The organism is Rubrimonas sp., assembly GCF_036788415.1.
Classification (GTDB): domain Bacteria; phylum Pseudomonadota; class Alphaproteobacteria; order Rhodobacterales; family Rhodobacteraceae; genus Rubrimonas.
Window position 1 is genome coordinate 22,182 of sequence record NZ_DAIQNN010000005.1, and the last position, 14,069, is coordinate 36,250.

Below are 14,069 nucleotides of genomic sequence, written 5' to 3' on the forward strand. Positions count from 1 at the left end.
TTGCGGGCATGTCTCCGGGGCTCAGGTTTAGGGTCTGCGGGGTTTACAAATGGCCACCGACGGAGTGATTTCGCCCGCGGCGCCACCGGCGCCATGGTCGCGGGCGGAGGATCGCGGGATGCAGGCGGACGGGCTGTTCGAGGCGATCCTCTCGGGATTGCCGCATGCGCGGGCCCTTGGGATGGAGATCGTCTCGGCGGAGCCGGGCGTCGGCGTGCTGCGCGTGCCGCATGACGCGCGGCTGGTCGGCGATCCGGCGACCGGGGTGATCCATGGCGGCGTGGTCACGACGCTGCTCGACACCTGCTGCGGTCTGGCGGTCATGACGGCCCCGGCGGCGATGCAGGCCACGGCAACGCTCGATCTGCGCATCGACTACATGCGCCCGGCGCGCCCCGGCGCAGCGATCACCGCGCGCGCGGAATGCTACCGCGTCGCCCGCTCCATCGCCTTCGCCCGCGCGGTCGCCTGGGACGAGGACCCCGACGATCCCGTCGCAAGCGCCGCCGGCGCCTTCATGCTCGAAGGGGGCGCGTGATGGCCCGGTTCGAGCCGGTTCAGGCGCTCAAGGCGCGGCGCGACGAGGCGCTGGCGAAGCTGGTCGAGAGCAGCCCCTACCACAAGTTCCTCGGCGTCAGCTTCCAGCGCCTCGGAGACGAGCTGACCGGCAAGCTCAGCTACTCGGACATGCTGATCGGAAACCCGACGATCCCGGCGCTGCATGGCGGCGTGACCGGCGCGTTTCTAGAGATCACCGCGATCGTCCAGCTCGGCTGGGACCTCGTCTGGGAGATCATGGAGTCGGGCGAGGCGGGCGCGGCGCGGATCGCCGCCGGAGACTTTCCGCCGATGCCGAAGACGGTGGACGTCACCATCGACTATCTGCGCGCCGGCCGCCCGCGCGACGCCTACGCCCGCGCGCAGGTGACGCGGCGGGGCCGGCGCGTCGCCAATGTCCGCGTCGAGGCGTGGCAGGACAATCGCGACCGGCCGATCGCCGCGGCGCACGGGCACTTCCTGATCCCCGACCTCGACAGCCTCGGCCCGCGATGACGGCGCTGGCGGCGGGCGGCGGGCTCGGCGCGCGGCGGGTGCTGGCGATCGCGGTTCCCGTCGTCCTGTCCAACGCGATGGCGCCGATCCAGGGCGCGGTCGACACGGCCGTGATCGGCAATCTGGGCGACGCCGCCTATCTCGCCGGCGTCGGCATCGGCGCGGAGATCTTCGCGGTGATCTTCGGCGTGCTGAACTTCCTGCAGATCTCGACTTCGGGGCTCTCGGCGCAGGCGCTCGGCGGGCGCGATCCGCGCCGGGTGCTCAACACGCTGGCGCGTGCGCTGATCATCGCCGTCGCGCTGGCGGCGGTCCTGATCGCGGCGCAGGCGGCGGTCGCGGCGGGCGGGCGGGCGTGGTTCCAGGCTTCCGCCGAGGCGGAGGACCTCGCCGCGCGCTATCTGCAGGTGCGGATCTGGGGCGCGCCGGCGGAACTCGGCAATCTCGCGCTGATGGGCTGGTTCGCGGGGCAGGAGATGACGCGGCGGCTGTTTCAGTTGCAGCTTCTGGTCTCCTGCCTCAACATCGCGCTCAATCTGCTGTTCGTGCTGGGTCTGGGCATGGATGTCGACGGCGTGGCGCTCGGCACCGCGCTCGCCAACTACGCCGGCCTCGGCTACGGGCTGTGGATGGCGCGCGGGCGGGCGCGAGCGCTGATGCCCGAGGGCTGGCGGCCCGAGGCGACGCGGCTGCTGCGCCGCGACGAGTTGCTCGCGCTGATGGCGCTCAACCGCGACATCTTCCTGCGCACGCTGCTGCTCGCGGGGTCCTTCGCCTGGATGATGCGGCTGGGCTCGGGGCTCGGCGACGCGACGCTCGCGGCCAATGTGGTCCTCTGGCAGTTCTTCATCGTCGCGGCCTACGCCCTCGACGGCTTCGCCATCGCCGCGGAGTCGCTGGTCGGGCAGGCGGCCGGCGCGCGCGATCCGGCGGGGCTGCGGCGCGCCGCGGTCGCGACTTCGGTGTGGGCCGGGGTGCTGGCGGCGGCGATCTCGGCGGCGCTGCTGGCGGTCTCGGGCCCGGTGATCGATCTTTTCACCAACGTCGCCGATGTGCGCGCGCTGGCGCGGGACTACGCGCTGTGGGCCGCGCTGACGCCGCTCGCGGGGGTCGCCGCGTTCCAGCTCGACGGGATCTTCGTCGGCGCGACGGCGGCGCGCGAGATGCGCAACGCGATGGCGCTGGCCGTGGCGGCCTACGTCCCCCTCGCCTGGGCGGCCACCGAGACGCTGGGCAACGCCGGTCTCTGGGCGTCGATGCACGCGCTCCTGCTGGCGCGCGCCGGAGCGCTGCTCGCGGTCTATCCGCGCGTAGAGGCGCGGATCGGCTTGGCGCCGCGTATCGGCTGAAAGCGGTCGCCTCAGCCGAACGGCGATTTCACGCCCGGCGGCAGAGGCAACCCGGCGGTGATCGACGCCATCTCGGCCTGCGCCTTCTCCTGCGCGCGCTCCTGCGCCTGCGCGACAGCGGCGACGACGAGGTCTTCGAGCGTTTCGCGGTCTTCGGGCGTCATCAGCGACGGGTCGATGGCGAGGCGCTTCAGCGCGCCCTTGCCGTCCACCGTCGCGCGCACGAGGCCCGCGCCGGATTCGCCCTCCGCCTCGAGCGCCGCCACGCGCTCCTGCGCCTCCAGCATCTTCGCCTGCATCTGCTGCGCCTGCTTGAGCAGGCCGGCCATGTCGCCCAGGCCCTTGAACATCGCTCACTCCTCGTCGAAAGGGTCCACCGGCGTCCAGTCGTCGCCGAACATCGCGTCGTCATAGGCGATCTCGGGCGCCGCCTCGGGCCCGTCCGCCGCCGCGCTCGGGGCCTCCGCGTCGATCTCCGCGAACGGCCGCACCGAGCGGATCTCGGCGCCGGGAAACAGCGCGAGCGCCGCCCGCACCAGCGCGCTGTCCAGCGCGCGGGCGCGCAGGTCGTCCGATTCCGCGCGGCGGGCCTCCTCGACGCTCGGCGCGCCGCCCGAGGCGACGACCGAGACCATCCAGCGCGCGCCGGTCCACTGCCCCAGCTTGCGCGCAAGCTCCCCCGCCAGCCCCGCCGGCGCGCCCGGGCCGGGTTCGAAGTCGATACGGCCTGGTGCGTAAAACGCCAGCCGCAGGTGGCGCTCGACTTCCACCAGCAGCTTCATGTCGCGCTGGGCTCGGATCAGATCGAGCACATGCGCGAAGGCGGGAAAGCCCGCCAGCGCCCGCGGCGACGGGTTGACCGCTGGGGTGGAGGCTGGCGCGGGGGCCGGCTGCGCCGCGCGCAGCGCCCCGGCGCCGCGCCCGCCTCCCCCGCCCGAAGGCGGGGCGGGGGCCGGGCCGGGCTCGGGCGGCGCGTCGGTCAGCCGTCGCACCAGCTCCTCGGGACTGGGCAACTCCGCGACATGGGTCAGGCGGATCACCGCCATCTCGGCGGCCATCATCGCATTGGGCGCGCGCGCGCATTCCTCCAGCGCCTTGAGCAGCATCTGCCACGCCCGCGCGAGCGACCGCATGCCGATGCGGGCGGCGAGCTCGGCGCCGCGGGCGCGCTCGGCCGGGGGGATCGCAGGGTCGTCGGCGGCGGTCGGGTCGATGCGGATCACCGAGAACCAGTGCGCCAGCTCCGCGAGTTCGCGCAGCACCGATTGCGGATCGGCGCCCTCGGCGTATTGCGCGCCGAGCTCGCGCAGGGCGGCGGCGGCGTCGCCCGCCATGATCGCCTCGAACAGGTCGAGCACGCGGCCCCGGTCGGCGAGGCCGAGCATCGCGCGGGTCTGCGCGACGGTCACCTCGTCGCCGCCGGCGCCCTGCGCGACGGCCTGGTCGAGCAGCGATAGCGCGTCGCGCACCGAGCCCTCCGCGGCCCGCGTGATCAGGCCGAGCGCGTCCGGCGCCACCCGCGCGCCTTCGCGGGCGCAGATGTCGGACAGGAAGCCGAGCATGACCTCGGGCTCGATCCGGCGCAGGTCGAAGCGCTGGCAGCGGCTGAGCACCGTGACCGGCATCTTGCGGATTTCGGTCGTGGCGAACATGAACTTCACATGCGGCGGCGGCTCCTCCAGCGTCTTGAGAAGCGCGTTGAAGGCCGCGGTGCTGAGCATGTGGGCTTCGTCGAGGATGATCACGCGGTAGCGCGCCTCGGCCGGGCGGTAGCGGACCATCTCGTTGAGATCGCGGACGAAGTCCACGCCGGTGTGCGAGGCGGCGTCAATTTCGATCACATCCATCATCTGGCCGGCCGCGATCGCGCGGCAGGGCGCGCAGACCCCGCAGGGCGCGACGGTCGGGCCGCCCGCCCCGTCGGGGCCGACGCAGTTGAGGCCCTTGGCGATGATGCGGGCGGTGGTGGTCTTGCCGACGCCGCGCACGCCCGTCAGCACGAAGGCGTGGGCGATGCGCCCGGCGGCGAAGGCGTTCCGCAGGGTGCGCACCATCGCCTCCTGCCCGATCAGCGCGTCGAAATCCTGCGGGCGGTGCTTGCGGGCGAGCACCTGATAAGGCGTGTCGGGCCCCGCGCCGAGGAGATCTCGAGTCATGTCCATGCGGGCGGTCGCTCCGACGATGCTGCGCGACTGTCGCTCGCCTTGGGAGGCGCTGTCAAACGCGATGCAGGAGACCATCGGAGACGAACTTGCTCCGGCGGCGCGACACCGCGCCACCGACGGCGAACATGGCGCGCGCAGCGCGTGAGCGGATCAGAGGGCGCGCAGATCCGTCGCCGCCATCCGCCCGTCGCGTCGCGTCTCGAGTTCGAAGGCGACTTTCTGACCGTCGTTCAGAGTGTCCATCCCGGCGCGCTGAACCGCCGTGATGTGCACGAACACGTCCTTGCCGCCATCGTCGGGCTGGATGAAGCCGAAGCCCTTGGTGGCGTTGAACCATTTCACGGCGCCTGTCGGCATGCGCCATTCTCCCTGACTGCCGGCGGCGCGGCGAAATCGCGCGCGCCCTACGCACGCCGCATCATGAGCCGACTGCGACCGACGCAAGGCGGGCAGGCAAGTCAGGAGCGCGGCTTCTGCGCTTCGATACAGATAGCCTCAGGACTGAGTCGGAGCAAGTCGGCAGACCGGTTCGCCTTTGACGGCGGCGGCGGTCTTTGCGGTCGGCCTTCACGTCTGCGACGCCCACAGAGCGCGCGCCAGAGACGGCTCGGGCGCCGGGCTCTGCGGCGCGCGCTCGATGCGCCAGGCGACGCGGCCCCAATAGGCCTCGGCCCGCCCGACGATCGCGAGCTGACAGCTGCGCGCCGGCGCGGCGGCGTCCGGCGCGATCCAGACGCTGTCCTCGAGCTTCAGGGCGCCGGCGACGGCGGACAGCGTCCAGCTTTCGCGCGCATCGAGCGTCACGCGCGCCGCGCCGTCCGCGAGCATCTCGACCTGCGCCTCAGGCGGCAGGTGGAAGCGGACGACGAGCGGCAGGCCGCCCTCCCGCGCCGCGCGGTCGAAACGCTGGCGGGCTTCCGCGTCGGGAGCCTCCGCCGTGTCCTCGCCGCTCAGGCGCGCGCCGCCCGCGGCGAGGTTGAGACGGCGCGCCACGATCAGTCCGAAGCGTTCGCGGTAGCCGTCATGGCTCGCGCGCAGCCAATGGCCGCGCGCGTCGGTCAGCCGCTCGGCGGCGACATGGCGCGGCCCCGCCCCGAGGGGGCGCCCGAACGTCCGCGCCGCGAAGCCCTCGGGTGCGAGACGCCCGCACGACGCGCCGTCGACCTCCAGCGAGCAATGCGCCGCGGTCGCGCGCGCGGCGACCGCCCATTCGCCGCCGAGCCGCGCGCCGCAGCCGATCGCCCCGGTCATCAGCCGCCGCCCGACGCTGATCTCGACCCCGAGCGCGCTCGCCGCGCCGAGCGGCCCGGGCGGGGGCGGCGCCGCGTCGAGCACGACGACCGTCCCGCCGGCGGCGAGCCGCGCATAGCCCATCGCCTCCTCGCGCCGCGGCCCGCGCCCGCGCCGCCCGGCAAGCGCGAAGGCCTGATCGAGTTCGACGTCGGCTCCGCCGCGCCCGCCGTGAAACCGCGCGAGCGAGCCGTCGCCGAGCCGCAGCGCGCGCAGGACCGGCCCTGCCCGGGCCAGCGCCTGAAGGTGGCGGGAGTCGGCGTCGCGCCTGGCCTCGGTCAGGGCGTGGGCGGTCCAGGCGAGCAACTCGAAGGCCGCGGCGAGCTCGTCGGGATTGCGCGAGGCGACGGCCCCCTGCGCGTCGATCGTCTCCGCCGCCGCCGCGCCCAGCCGCGCGATCCCTCTGGTCAGCAGCCGTCCCGAGCCGGAGTCGACGAGGGCGGCGAGGGCGAGCCCCGTCGCCGCTTCGAGCCGTCCCAGCGCCGTCTCGGCGAGCGCGCCGCGCGCGGCGAGAAACAGCGCATGCGCCCGCAGCGTCTGCGCCAGCCGCTTGCGCCGGCGATGCGGCGCGTCGGCCGCCAGCAGCCCCGCCGCCGCCGCCAGCCGCGCCGCGCGCCGGCCCGCGATCTCGGGCGTCCAGCCCGGCCCTCCGCCGCCGCCGTGACGGCGCAGCCAGTCGAAGACCCATTCCGCCAGAACCGCGCGGTCGGGCTTCGCGGCGGCGTGGACGCAGTCGAGCCAGACGAAGCCGTGCAGCGCGTCGCGGAAGGCCGGGGTCGGCGGGGTCGGCGCGAAAGGCGAGCGCCCCTCGGTCCACAGAGCCGCGCCCCTCAGCGCGACCTCCCCGGCGGCGAGGCGCCTCGCCGCGTCGGCGTCGCCGAGGGCCAGCGGCTCGACGGCGCCTTCGAGGCGCGCCGGGCGGGCGAGCGCGCAGGCGCGGCGGGCGGCGGCGGCGTGCCCCGCCGCCCGTCGCCAGCGCCGCCAGCGCGTCGCCACCGCCTTAGCGTCGTCCCAGATCCGCCCCACGCCAGCCCTCCGCCGTCGCGCCGAGCATGTCGAGCGCGGCGGACCTTGTCACGCCTTGTCGAATCGCGCTGCGAAGAAGCCGTCGATCCCGCCTTGCGCCGCCCACAGATCGGGGCGCGCGCGCAGATCGCCCTCGGGCGACAGGAAGACGGCGTCGCCCGCCTCCGCCGCCGTCAAAGGGAGGCGCCGCGCATCGGGACGGCGCGCCGGAAAGACCGCCGCCTGCGCCTCGCCCTCGGCCTTCAGCAGCGAGCAGGTGCAGAAGACCAGCCTCCCGCCGGGCGCCAGCATCTCCCAAGCCGCGTCGAGCATGCGCGCCTGCAGCTCCGCGAGCGCCGCCACGTCGCGCGCGCCGCGCCGGTGCGGCAGGTCGGGGTGGCGGCGGATCGTGCCGGTCGCCGAGCAGGGCGCGTCGAGCAGGATGAAGGGGAAGGGCTCGGCGGGGCGCCAGGTCAGCGCGTCCGCCGCGACGATCTCCGCCGAAAGGCCGGTGCGGGCGAGGTTCTCGCGCAGCCGCGCCAGCCGCGTCTCGGAGTGGTCGAGCGCGGTGACGCGCGCCCCCGCCGCCGCGAGTTGCAGCGTCTTGCCGCCGGGCGCCGCGCAGAGGTCCAGCACGCGCGCGCCGGGGCCCGCGCCGAGCAGCCGCGCCGGGATCGACGCGGCGGCGTCCTGCGCCCACCACGCCCCCTCCGCAAAGCCCGGCGCGGCGGTGATCTGGACGCCACGGCGCAGGCGCAGCCCGCCGGTCGGAAGGATGTCCGCGTCGAGCGCGGCGGACCAGCGCCCGGCCTCTGCGGCGTCGCGCAGCGTGAGGTCGAGCGGCGCCGGCTGCTGATGGGCGGTCATGATCGCCGCGGCGAACTCGGCGCCCCAATCGGCGCGCAGCGCCTTTGCGAGCCAGTCCGGCGCCGCCGATCCGGCCTCGGCGGCGAAGCGCGCCGCCGCCGTCCCCGCCGCCCGCCGCGCCACCGCGTTGACGAGGCCCGCGAGCGGCGCGGCCTTGCGGTCGGCGCGCGTCAGGCGCACGGCGGCGTCCACGGCGGCGTGCGGCGGCGTGTCGAGCGCGCCGATCTCGGCGACCGCGAGCCGCAGCGCGTCGCGCGCGATATGAGCGCTTGGCGCGATGGGCTGGCGCATCAGCTCGTCCAACAGCGCGTCGATCGGCTTGAGCCAGCGCAGCGCCGCCGCCGCGAGATCGCCCGCCCGCGCGCGGTCCGCCGGGGCGAGCCCGCCCAGCGCCGCCTCCTTGCCCGCGTCGAGCGAGCGGCCCTCGTCGAGGACGGCGGCGATCAGCGCCAGAGCGCCGCGCCGCGCCTTCAGCCCGTGCGGGTCGGTCACAAGGTCACGACCAAGGCCCTTTGCGCGCGCCGGTCCTCGGCGTGCGCGGCGCATGCCCGACCGGCGGCGCCATCATTCGCGTGCGGACGGGCTGCGGCCCGCCTTCGGCGGCCATCGCCTGCAGCGCGGCGATGCGGTTCTCGGTGGCGGGGTGGGTCGCGAACAGGCTGTCGAAGCGCCGCCCCGCCAGCGGGTTGACGATGAACAGATGCGCCGAGGCCGGATTGCGCTCGGCCGTGTCCATCTCGACGCGTTGCGCGCCGCCGGCGATCCGTCCGAGCGCCGAGGCGAGCCACATCGGCTGGCCGCAGATCTCCGCCCCCATCCGGTCGGCGGAGTATTCGCGCGTGCGGCTGATCGCCATCTGGATCAGCATCGCCGCGAGCGGCGCGACGATGATGCCCACCAGCAGCCCGATCATGCCCAAAGGATTGTTGCGGTTGTCGTTTCCACCGAAGATCATGCCGAATTGCGCGATGTTGGCGAGCATCGAGATCGCGCCGGCGACCGTGGCGGCGACCGTCATGATCAGCGTGTCGCGGTTCTTGATGTGGGCGAGCTCATGCGCGATCACGCCGGCGAGTTCCTCGCGGCTCAGCGTCCGCATCAGACCCTCGGTCACCGCAACGGCCGAGTTCTCGGGGTTGCGGCCCGTGGCGAAGGCGTTCGGCTGGTCCGAGCGGATGACGTAGAGCGCCGGCATCGGCAACTCGGCGTTGCGCGCGAGCCCTTCGACCATGTCGTAGAGCTCGGGCGCGGCCATGCGGCTCACCGGTTCGGCGTTGTGGGCGCGCAGCGCGAGGCGGTCGGAGTTCCACCAGGCGAAGGCGTTGGTCGCGATCGCAAAGACCAGCGCGATCATCGCGCCGCCCGAGCCGCCGAGCAGGAAGCCCGCGCCCATGAACAGCGCGGTCAGCGTCGCCAGAAGCATCATCGTCTTGACAGCGTTCATCGCAGGCTCCCAGAACCTCTGCGGGACTATCGGGAGCAGATATATGACCGGGGCGACGTCCGAGAAAGAGCGCCGCATCGCGGAAGCGGCGGCGCGCGCCCTCGCCGAAGCGGCGGCGCGGCGCGAGGCGGCGACGCCGACGGCGCGGCTGGTGGAGCTCGGCGGGCGCGACGGACCCGAGCCGACGCGGTTCGGCGACTGGGAGAAAGGTGGAGTCGCGGTCGATTTCTGACGACCGCCGGTCCGGCGCGGGCGGCAGACGGAAGGCGCTCGCGCCGTTCCGTCCGCCGCTGCTCCCGCGCCGGCGGCGCTGCTCACATGTCGTCGGGCAGCGGCGTAGCGGAGGTGCGTGCGGGCAGCACCGGGTGCTCGACTTCGGGAATCTCGCCTGTCAGCGTGTGCAGGAAGGCCGTGATGTCGGCGATCTGCGCGTCCGAAAGATCGGCGCCGAGCTGCGACACCCCCATCACCGCCACCGCGTCCTCAAGTTTCCACACATTGCCGGAGTGGAAATATGGGGCGGTCAGCGCGATGTTGCGCAGCGGCGCTGCGCGGAAGACGTATTCGTCGTCCACCGTCTCGGTGACGGCGAAACGGCCGCGGTCGCCCGCCGGCAGGATCTCGGCGCCCGGCTTCTCGATCAGGCCGAACGGATAGTATTCCTGACCTCCGAAATTCACCCCGGCATGGCAGCTGGCGCAGCCCTCCTCCATGAAGGCCTGAAGCCCGCGCTTCTCCTGCGCTGTCAACGCGTTGTCGTCGCCCTGCAGGAACTGGTCGAAGCGGGCGTTGGGCGTGATCAGCGTCGCCTCGAAGGCCTCGATCGCCAGCGCGAAATTGTCGAAGGTCACCGGGTCGACTTCGCCGGGGAAGGCCGCCTTGAAGGCCTCCACATAGTCGGGCATCGAATTGAGCGTGGCGACCACGCGGTCGGGCGTGTTGTTCATCTCGACGCCGGCTTGCACCGGCCCCTTGGCCTGCTCGGCGAGGTCGGGGGCGCGACCGTCCCAGAACTGGGCGATGTTGAACACGGCGTTGAACACGGTCGGCGAGTTGCGCGGGCCCTTCTGCCAGCCATGGCCGATGGAGACCTCGAGCCCGTCCACCCCGCCCATCCCGACATTGTGGCAGGAATTGCAGGAGAAGATCCCCGAGCGCGACATCCGCGGGTCGAAGAACAGCATCGCGCCGAGATCGATGCGCGAGCGCGTGGCGACATTGCCGTTCAGCGCCGGCGCGTTCATGGGGACCGGCTCGAAATAGGACGCGGCGTCGGCGCGCAGGGCGGCGTCGTCGGCGAAGGCGGGCGCGGCGAGCAGGACGGCGACGGCGGCGGTCGCCGTCAGGGCGGTGCGATGCATGAAAGGTCTCTCCCTTGGTGGAACTGGAGTGATTCCAACCTTAGGAGGGCGGATTGACGGCGGGTTGACGTCGGTCAACTGCGCATGCGGCGCGCGGTCGCAAGCCGCTTGACGAACGCCGGCTCAGGCAGGCGCCGCGTCGTCCCAGAGGGCCACGCGCGCGCCCTCGGCGATCTCGCCGGCGGGCCGCAGCGCTCCGGAGGCGTAGGCGCGCAGGCAGGCGGGATAGAGGCGGTGTTCCAGGCGCATCACCCGCGCTGCGAGCGTCGCCGGGTCGTCGCCCGGCAGGACGGGCAGGGCGGCCTGTCCGAGGATGGGGCCGGCGTCCATCTCCTCGCGCACCAGATGGACGGTGCAGCCATGCACCGCCACGCCGGCCGCCAGCGCGCGGCCATGGGTGTCGAGCCCCTTGAACAGCGGCAGGAGCGAGGGGTGGATGTTGACGAGCCGGTCGCGCCAGCGCGCCACGAACCACGGCGTCAGCAGCCGCATGAAGCCCGCGAGGCAGACCAGCTCGGCCTGCGCCTTCTCCAGCTCCGCTGTCAGGGCGCGCTCGAAGCCCTCGCGGTCGCGGCCCCATTGGCGGTGGTCGAGCGCGCAGGTGGGGACGCCCCGCGCCGACGCCAGCCCGAGCCCGCCCGCTTCTGGCCGGTTGGAGGCGACCAAGACTGGGCGGCAGGGATGGTCGGGCGCCTCCATGTCGCGCAGCAGCGCCGTCATGTTGGAGCCGCGCCCGGAGATCAGGATCGCGACGCGCTTTCGTTCGTCGCTCACGCGGCGCCGCCATGGTAGGCCACGCCTGAACCGGCGACCACGCGTCCGACGATCTGCGCCTGCTCGCCCGCCTCTGCTGCGATGGCGAGCGCCTCCTCGGCGCGGTCGGCGGGAACGATTGCGACGAGGCCGATCCCGCAATTGAAGGCGCGCAGCATCTCGGCCTCGTCCACGCCGCCAGCCGCTGCGAGCCAGTCGAACAGCGGCGGGCGCGCCCATGACCCGAGGTCGATTTCGGCGCCGAGGCCTTCGGGCAGGATGCGCGGCAGATTGCCGGTCAGCCCGCCGCCGGTGATGTGGGCGAACCCGGCCGCGCCGCCGCGCCGCGCCAGCGCCAGACAGGCCGTCACGTAGATGCGCGTCGGCGCTAGCAGCGCCGCGCCGAGATCGCCCTCGCCGAACGGGCAGGGCGCGTCCCAGCCGAGGCCCTGATCGGCGACGATGCGCCGGATCAGCGAATAGCCGTTGGAATGCGCGCCGGAGGAGGCCAGCCCGATCAGCGCGTCGCCCTCCATGATGCGCGCGGGCAGCGTCGCGCCGCGCTCGACGGCGCCGACCGCGAAGCCCGCGAGGTCGAAATCGACGCCGTGATACATTCCGGGCATCTCGGCCGTCTCGCCGCCGATCAGCGCGCAATGGGCGATGCGGCAGCCCTCGGCGATCCCTTCGATCACCTGCGCCGCCGCAACCGGGTCGAGCTTGCCAGTGGCGTAATAGTCGAGGAAGAACAGCGGCTCGGCGCCCTGGCAGACCAGATCGTTGACGCACATCGCGACAAGGTCGATCCCGACGCCCGACAGCCGCCCGGTGTCGATGGCGATGCGCAGCTTGGTGCCGACGCCGTCGGTCGCGGCCACCAGAACTGGGTCGCGGAAGCCGGCGGCCTTCAAGTCGAACAGCGCGCCGAAGCCGCCGAGCCCCTCCATCACGCCGGGCCGTTCGGTGGAGGCGGCGGCGGGCTTGATCGCCTCGACCAGCGCGTCGCCTGCTTCGATGCTGACGCCGGCCTCGGCGTAGGAGAGCCCGTTGCGGCGTTCGGTCATGGCGGCCTCGCTGACGGTTGCGCCGCCTCGCTTAGCCGAGCGCGGTCCCATTGGAAAGACGCGCGCCGCTCAGCGCTTGGCGGCGCGCACCGCCTCCTCGACATGGCGGGTCAGCGCCTTGCGGTCGGGGAAGGCGGCGACGGGCCGGGCCTCGTGCAGTGCGATCTCGACTTCGCCGCCCCAGCTGCGGCAGACCACCTGCCAGATATGGCCTTCGAAGGACATGGTCCCCCACCAGCCGTAAAATTCCCGCGGCAGCCGCTCGGGCGGCCGCCAGTTCAGCGTCGCAGGCTGCACCCAGGCGGTTTCGCGCACGCCCTCCTGAAACAGCGCCGAGAGCAGCGTGCTCTTGAAAGGCAGCACGCGCAGCCCGTCGGAGGAGGTGCCTTCCGGGAAAATGCACAGCGTCTCGCCCTGCGCGATGCGCGCGCCGATCTCGTCCTTCTGGCGGGCGGCGTCGAGGCGCCGGCGCTCGATGAACACGGTGTCGCAGATCGCGGCGATCGGGCCGATCCCGGGCCAGGCGCGGACTTCGGCCTTGGAGACGAAATTGACAGTCCCGGTGGCGCGCAGCGCCAGAATGTCGGCCCAGCTGGAATGATTGGCGAGGATGACGCCGGCGCCGCGCGCCCGCCGCCCGTTCAGCCGCGGGCGCACGCCCATGAGCCACAGCATCGTCCGCGCCCAGAATCGCGCCGTCGCGTGGTGGAGGCGCATCCCCGACCAGACATGCCGCTGCGCCGCCTTGCCGGCGAGAAACACCGCGAGCGACGCGCCGGTGACCGCGACCAGCGCGCCCACCCGCGCGCCGCCGAGCAGCTTCTGCGGCAGGCCGAGCGGCGGCAACGACGGCGGCGCGGCCTCGTCCCAGGTGGCCATGGCGGCCTCAGCCGAGGATGCGCTCGGCGGCGCCGCGGTCGGCGCGCGAATAGAAGGCGCGATAGCGCTCGACCATGCGCGACGTGTCCATCAGCAGGCACACGTCCACCGTGTTGAAGTCGCGGTCGACGTAAGCGCCTTCGCCGACGAAGCCTCCGAGTCGCAGATAGGCCTTGATCAGCGCCGGGATCATGCGCATCGCCTCGACCTTGCTGATCTGATCGGGCGGGAGAAGGTCCATGTTCTGAAAGTGTTCGGGCAAGGTGCGCACCCGCAGGTCATCGGGCGCGAGGTGGTTGTGGTGCAGATAGGAGAGCGGCTGGGCGAGCGGCGCGATGTCGGACCCGTGAAAGCTCGCGACGCCGAACATGATTTCGACGCCGCGCTCGGCCACGTACTGACCCAGTCCGGTCCACAGCAGATGCATCCCGGCGCCGCCGCGATGCCCGCCTCCGACGCAGGAGCGGCCGAGTTCGAGCGTCTCGCGCGGGTAATGCACCAACTTGGTCAGGTCGTATTCGGTCGCGCCGTAAAAGCCGATGCCCTTGCGCGCCATCGCTCCGGTCATCAGGCGGTAGACGCCGACGACGCGGTCGAGCGGGTCGTCCGAAGCCGCCTCGTTGTCGATCAGGATCAGATGGTCGAAATGCGGGTCGAACTCGTCCCACTCGCGGCGCGCTGCGCGCTCCTCGGGAGAGGCGTCGGCCCCCATCTCCTCGACGAAGACGCGATAGCGCAGGCGCTGCGCTGCGGCGACGTCGTCCTCCGTCTCCGCCAGTCTGACCGTGAAGCGGCCCGCCTCGATGCGCACCTTCGCGCCTCCCGATGCTCCGATTGGC

Annotated in this window: 16 protein-coding genes; 5 read left to right on the forward strand and 11 right to left on the reverse strand. The window is 73.1% G+C overall.

From position 1 onward, the window contains the following. Nucleotides 1-118 precede the first annotated feature (118 nt). Genes V7Q31_RS02405 through V7Q31_RS02415 form a run of 3 tightly spaced genes read left to right on the forward strand, consistent with a single transcriptional unit; the run spans nucleotide 119 to nucleotide 2,402 of the window. The gene (locus tag V7Q31_RS02405; RefSeq protein ID WP_333832072.1) at nucleotides 119-538 is read left to right on the forward strand and encodes a PaaI family thioesterase; all 420 of its coding nucleotides are present in this window, start codon (nucleotides 119-121) and stop codon (nucleotides 536-538) included. Beyond that, nucleotides 538-1,053, forward strand: coding sequence for a PaaI family thioesterase (locus V7Q31_RS02410; RefSeq protein ID WP_333832073.1), 516 nt, complete (start codon nucleotides 538-540; stop codon nucleotides 1,051-1,053). The genes V7Q31_RS02405 and V7Q31_RS02410 overlap by 1 nt, the downstream gene beginning before the upstream one ends. After that, complete coding sequence (locus tag V7Q31_RS02415; protein ID WP_333832074.1) at nucleotides 1,050-2,402, forward strand: MATE family efflux transporter; 1,353 nt, start codon at nucleotides 1,050-1,052, stop codon at nucleotides 2,400-2,402. Before V7Q31_RS02410 ends, V7Q31_RS02415 begins: the two co-directional genes overlap by 4 nt. Nucleotides 2,403-2,413: 11 nt before the next feature. Here V7Q31_RS02415 and V7Q31_RS02420 read toward each other — a convergent pair whose 3' ends face one another. Further along, nucleotides 2,414-2,752, reverse strand: a complete 339-nt coding sequence (locus V7Q31_RS02420; RefSeq protein ID WP_333832075.1) for a YbaB/EbfC family nucleoid-associated protein — start codon at nucleotides 2,750-2,752, stop codon at nucleotides 2,414-2,416. 3 nt (nucleotides 2,753-2,755) lie between these two features. Next, nucleotides 2,756-4,564, reverse strand: a complete 1,809-nt coding sequence (locus tag V7Q31_RS02425) for a DNA polymerase III subunit gamma/tau (RefSeq protein ID WP_333832076.1) — start codon at nucleotides 4,562-4,564, stop codon at nucleotides 2,756-2,758. Here V7Q31_RS02425 and V7Q31_RS02430 point away from each other — a divergent pair. Then, the gene (locus V7Q31_RS02430; RefSeq protein ID WP_333832077.1) at nucleotides 4,557-4,712 is read left to right on the forward strand and encodes a hypothetical protein; all 156 of its coding nucleotides are present in this window, start codon (nucleotides 4,557-4,559) and stop codon (nucleotides 4,710-4,712) included. The two genes, V7Q31_RS02425 and V7Q31_RS02430, sit on opposite strands and share 8 nt — an antisense overlap. Nucleotides 4,713-4,717: 5 nt before the next feature. Here V7Q31_RS02430 and V7Q31_RS02435 read toward each other — a convergent pair whose 3' ends face one another. From V7Q31_RS02435 to htpX, 4 genes are all read right to left on the reverse strand, one after another. Then, on the reverse strand, nucleotides 4,718-4,924 hold the full coding sequence (locus tag V7Q31_RS02435) for a cold-shock protein (RefSeq protein ID WP_333832078.1): 207 nt from the start codon (nucleotides 4,922-4,924) through the stop codon (nucleotides 4,718-4,720). Between the two features lie 210 nt (nucleotides 4,925-5,134). After that, nucleotides 5,135-6,883, reverse strand: a complete 1,749-nt coding sequence (locus V7Q31_RS02440) for a heparinase II/III domain-containing protein (protein ID WP_333832079.1) — start codon at nucleotides 6,881-6,883, stop codon at nucleotides 5,135-5,137. Between the two features lie 48 nt (nucleotides 6,884-6,931). Next, complete coding sequence (locus tag V7Q31_RS02445) at nucleotides 6,932-8,221, reverse strand: RsmB/NOP family class I SAM-dependent RNA methyltransferase (protein WP_333832080.1); 1,290 nt, start codon at nucleotides 8,219-8,221, stop codon at nucleotides 6,932-6,934. 4 nt (nucleotides 8,222-8,225) lie between these two features. Then, the gene (htpX, locus tag V7Q31_RS02450; protein WP_333832081.1) at nucleotides 8,226-9,173 is read right to left on the reverse strand and encodes a zinc metalloprotease HtpX; all 948 of its coding nucleotides are present in this window, start codon (nucleotides 9,171-9,173) and stop codon (nucleotides 8,226-8,228) included. A 43-nt stretch (nucleotides 9,174-9,216) separates the two neighbouring features. Between htpX and V7Q31_RS02455 the strand changes: the two genes are divergently transcribed. Next, nucleotides 9,217-9,405 carry a DUF1674 domain-containing protein gene (locus tag V7Q31_RS02455; protein ID WP_333832082.1) on the forward strand — a complete coding sequence of 63 codons (189 nt, stop codon included), beginning with the start codon at nucleotides 9,217-9,219 and terminating at the stop codon, nucleotides 9,403-9,405. 82 nt (nucleotides 9,406-9,487) lie between these two features. Here V7Q31_RS02455 and V7Q31_RS02460 read toward each other — a convergent pair whose 3' ends face one another. The 5 genes from V7Q31_RS02460 to V7Q31_RS02480 all read right to left on the reverse strand — a co-directional run bounded on the left by V7Q31_RS02460 (nucleotide 9,488) and on the right by V7Q31_RS02480 (nucleotide 14,041). Next, entirely contained in the window at nucleotides 9,488-10,534 is a 1,047-nt protein-coding gene (locus V7Q31_RS02460; protein WP_333832083.1) for a cytochrome-c peroxidase, read from the reverse strand. Between the two features lie 123 nt (nucleotides 10,535-10,657). Further along, nucleotides 10,658-11,308, reverse strand: coding sequence for a phosphoribosylglycinamide formyltransferase (gene purN / locus V7Q31_RS02465; protein ID WP_333832084.1), 651 nt, complete (start codon nucleotides 11,306-11,308; stop codon nucleotides 10,658-10,660). Next, complete coding sequence (gene purM / locus V7Q31_RS02470; RefSeq protein ID WP_333832085.1) at nucleotides 11,305-12,351, reverse strand: phosphoribosylformylglycinamidine cyclo-ligase; 1,047 nt, start codon at nucleotides 12,349-12,351, stop codon at nucleotides 11,305-11,307. The genes purN and purM overlap by 4 nt, the downstream gene beginning before the upstream one ends. 69 nt (nucleotides 12,352-12,420) lie before the next feature. Continuing rightward, nucleotides 12,421-13,230, reverse strand: a complete 810-nt coding sequence (locus V7Q31_RS02475; protein ID WP_333832086.1) for a lysophospholipid acyltransferase family protein — start codon at nucleotides 13,228-13,230, stop codon at nucleotides 12,421-12,423. Between the two features lie 7 nt (nucleotides 13,231-13,237). Further along, nucleotides 13,238-14,041 (reverse strand): GNAT family N-acetyltransferase, encoded by an 804-nt coding sequence (locus V7Q31_RS02480; RefSeq protein ID WP_333832087.1) that lies wholly within the window; start codon nucleotides 14,039-14,041, stop codon nucleotides 13,238-13,240. Nucleotides 14,042-14,069 lie beyond the last annotated feature (28 nt).

Coding starts and splice junctions, on each gene's coding strand:
- V7Q31_RS02405 (WP_333832072.1), top strand. CDS start 119: ATGCAGGCGGACGGGCTGTTCGAGGCGATCCTCTCGGGATTGCCGCAT.
- V7Q31_RS02410 (WP_333832073.1), top strand. CDS start 538: ATGGCCCGGTTCGAGCCGGTTCAGGCGCTCAAGGCGCGGCGCGACGAG.
- V7Q31_RS02415 (WP_333832074.1), top strand. CDS start 1,050: ATGACGGCGCTGGCGGCGGGCGGCGGGCTCGGCGCGCGGCGGGTGCTG.
- V7Q31_RS02420 (WP_333832075.1), bottom strand. CDS start 2,752: ATGTTCAAGGGCCTGGGCGACATGGCCGGCCTGCTCAAGCAGGCGCAG.
- V7Q31_RS02430 (WP_333832077.1), top strand. CDS start 4,557: ATGTCCATGCGGGCGGTCGCTCCGACGATGCTGCGCGACTGTCGCTCG.
- V7Q31_RS02425 (WP_333832076.1), bottom strand. CDS start 4,564: ATGGACATGACTCGAGATCTCCTCGGCGCGGGGCCCGACACGCCTTAT.
- V7Q31_RS02435 (WP_333832078.1), bottom strand. CDS start 4,924: ATGCCGACAGGCGCCGTGAAATGGTTCAACGCCACCAAGGGCTTCGGC.
- htpX (WP_333832081.1), bottom strand. CDS start 9,173: ATGAACGCTGTCAAGACGATGATGCTTCTGGCGACGCTGACCGCGCTG.
- V7Q31_RS02455 (WP_333832082.1), top strand. CDS start 9,217: ATGACCGGGGCGACGTCCGAGAAAGAGCGCCGCATCGCGGAAGCGGCG.
- V7Q31_RS02460 (WP_333832083.1), bottom strand. CDS start 10,534: ATGCATCGCACCGCCCTGACGGCGACCGCCGCCGTCGCCGTCCTGCTC.
- purM (WP_333832085.1), bottom strand. CDS start 12,351: ATGACCGAACGCCGCAACGGGCTCTCCTACGCCGAGGCCGGCGTCAGC.
- V7Q31_RS02475 (WP_333832086.1), bottom strand. CDS start 13,230: ATGGCCACCTGGGACGAGGCCGCGCCGCCGTCGTTGCCGCCGCTCGGC.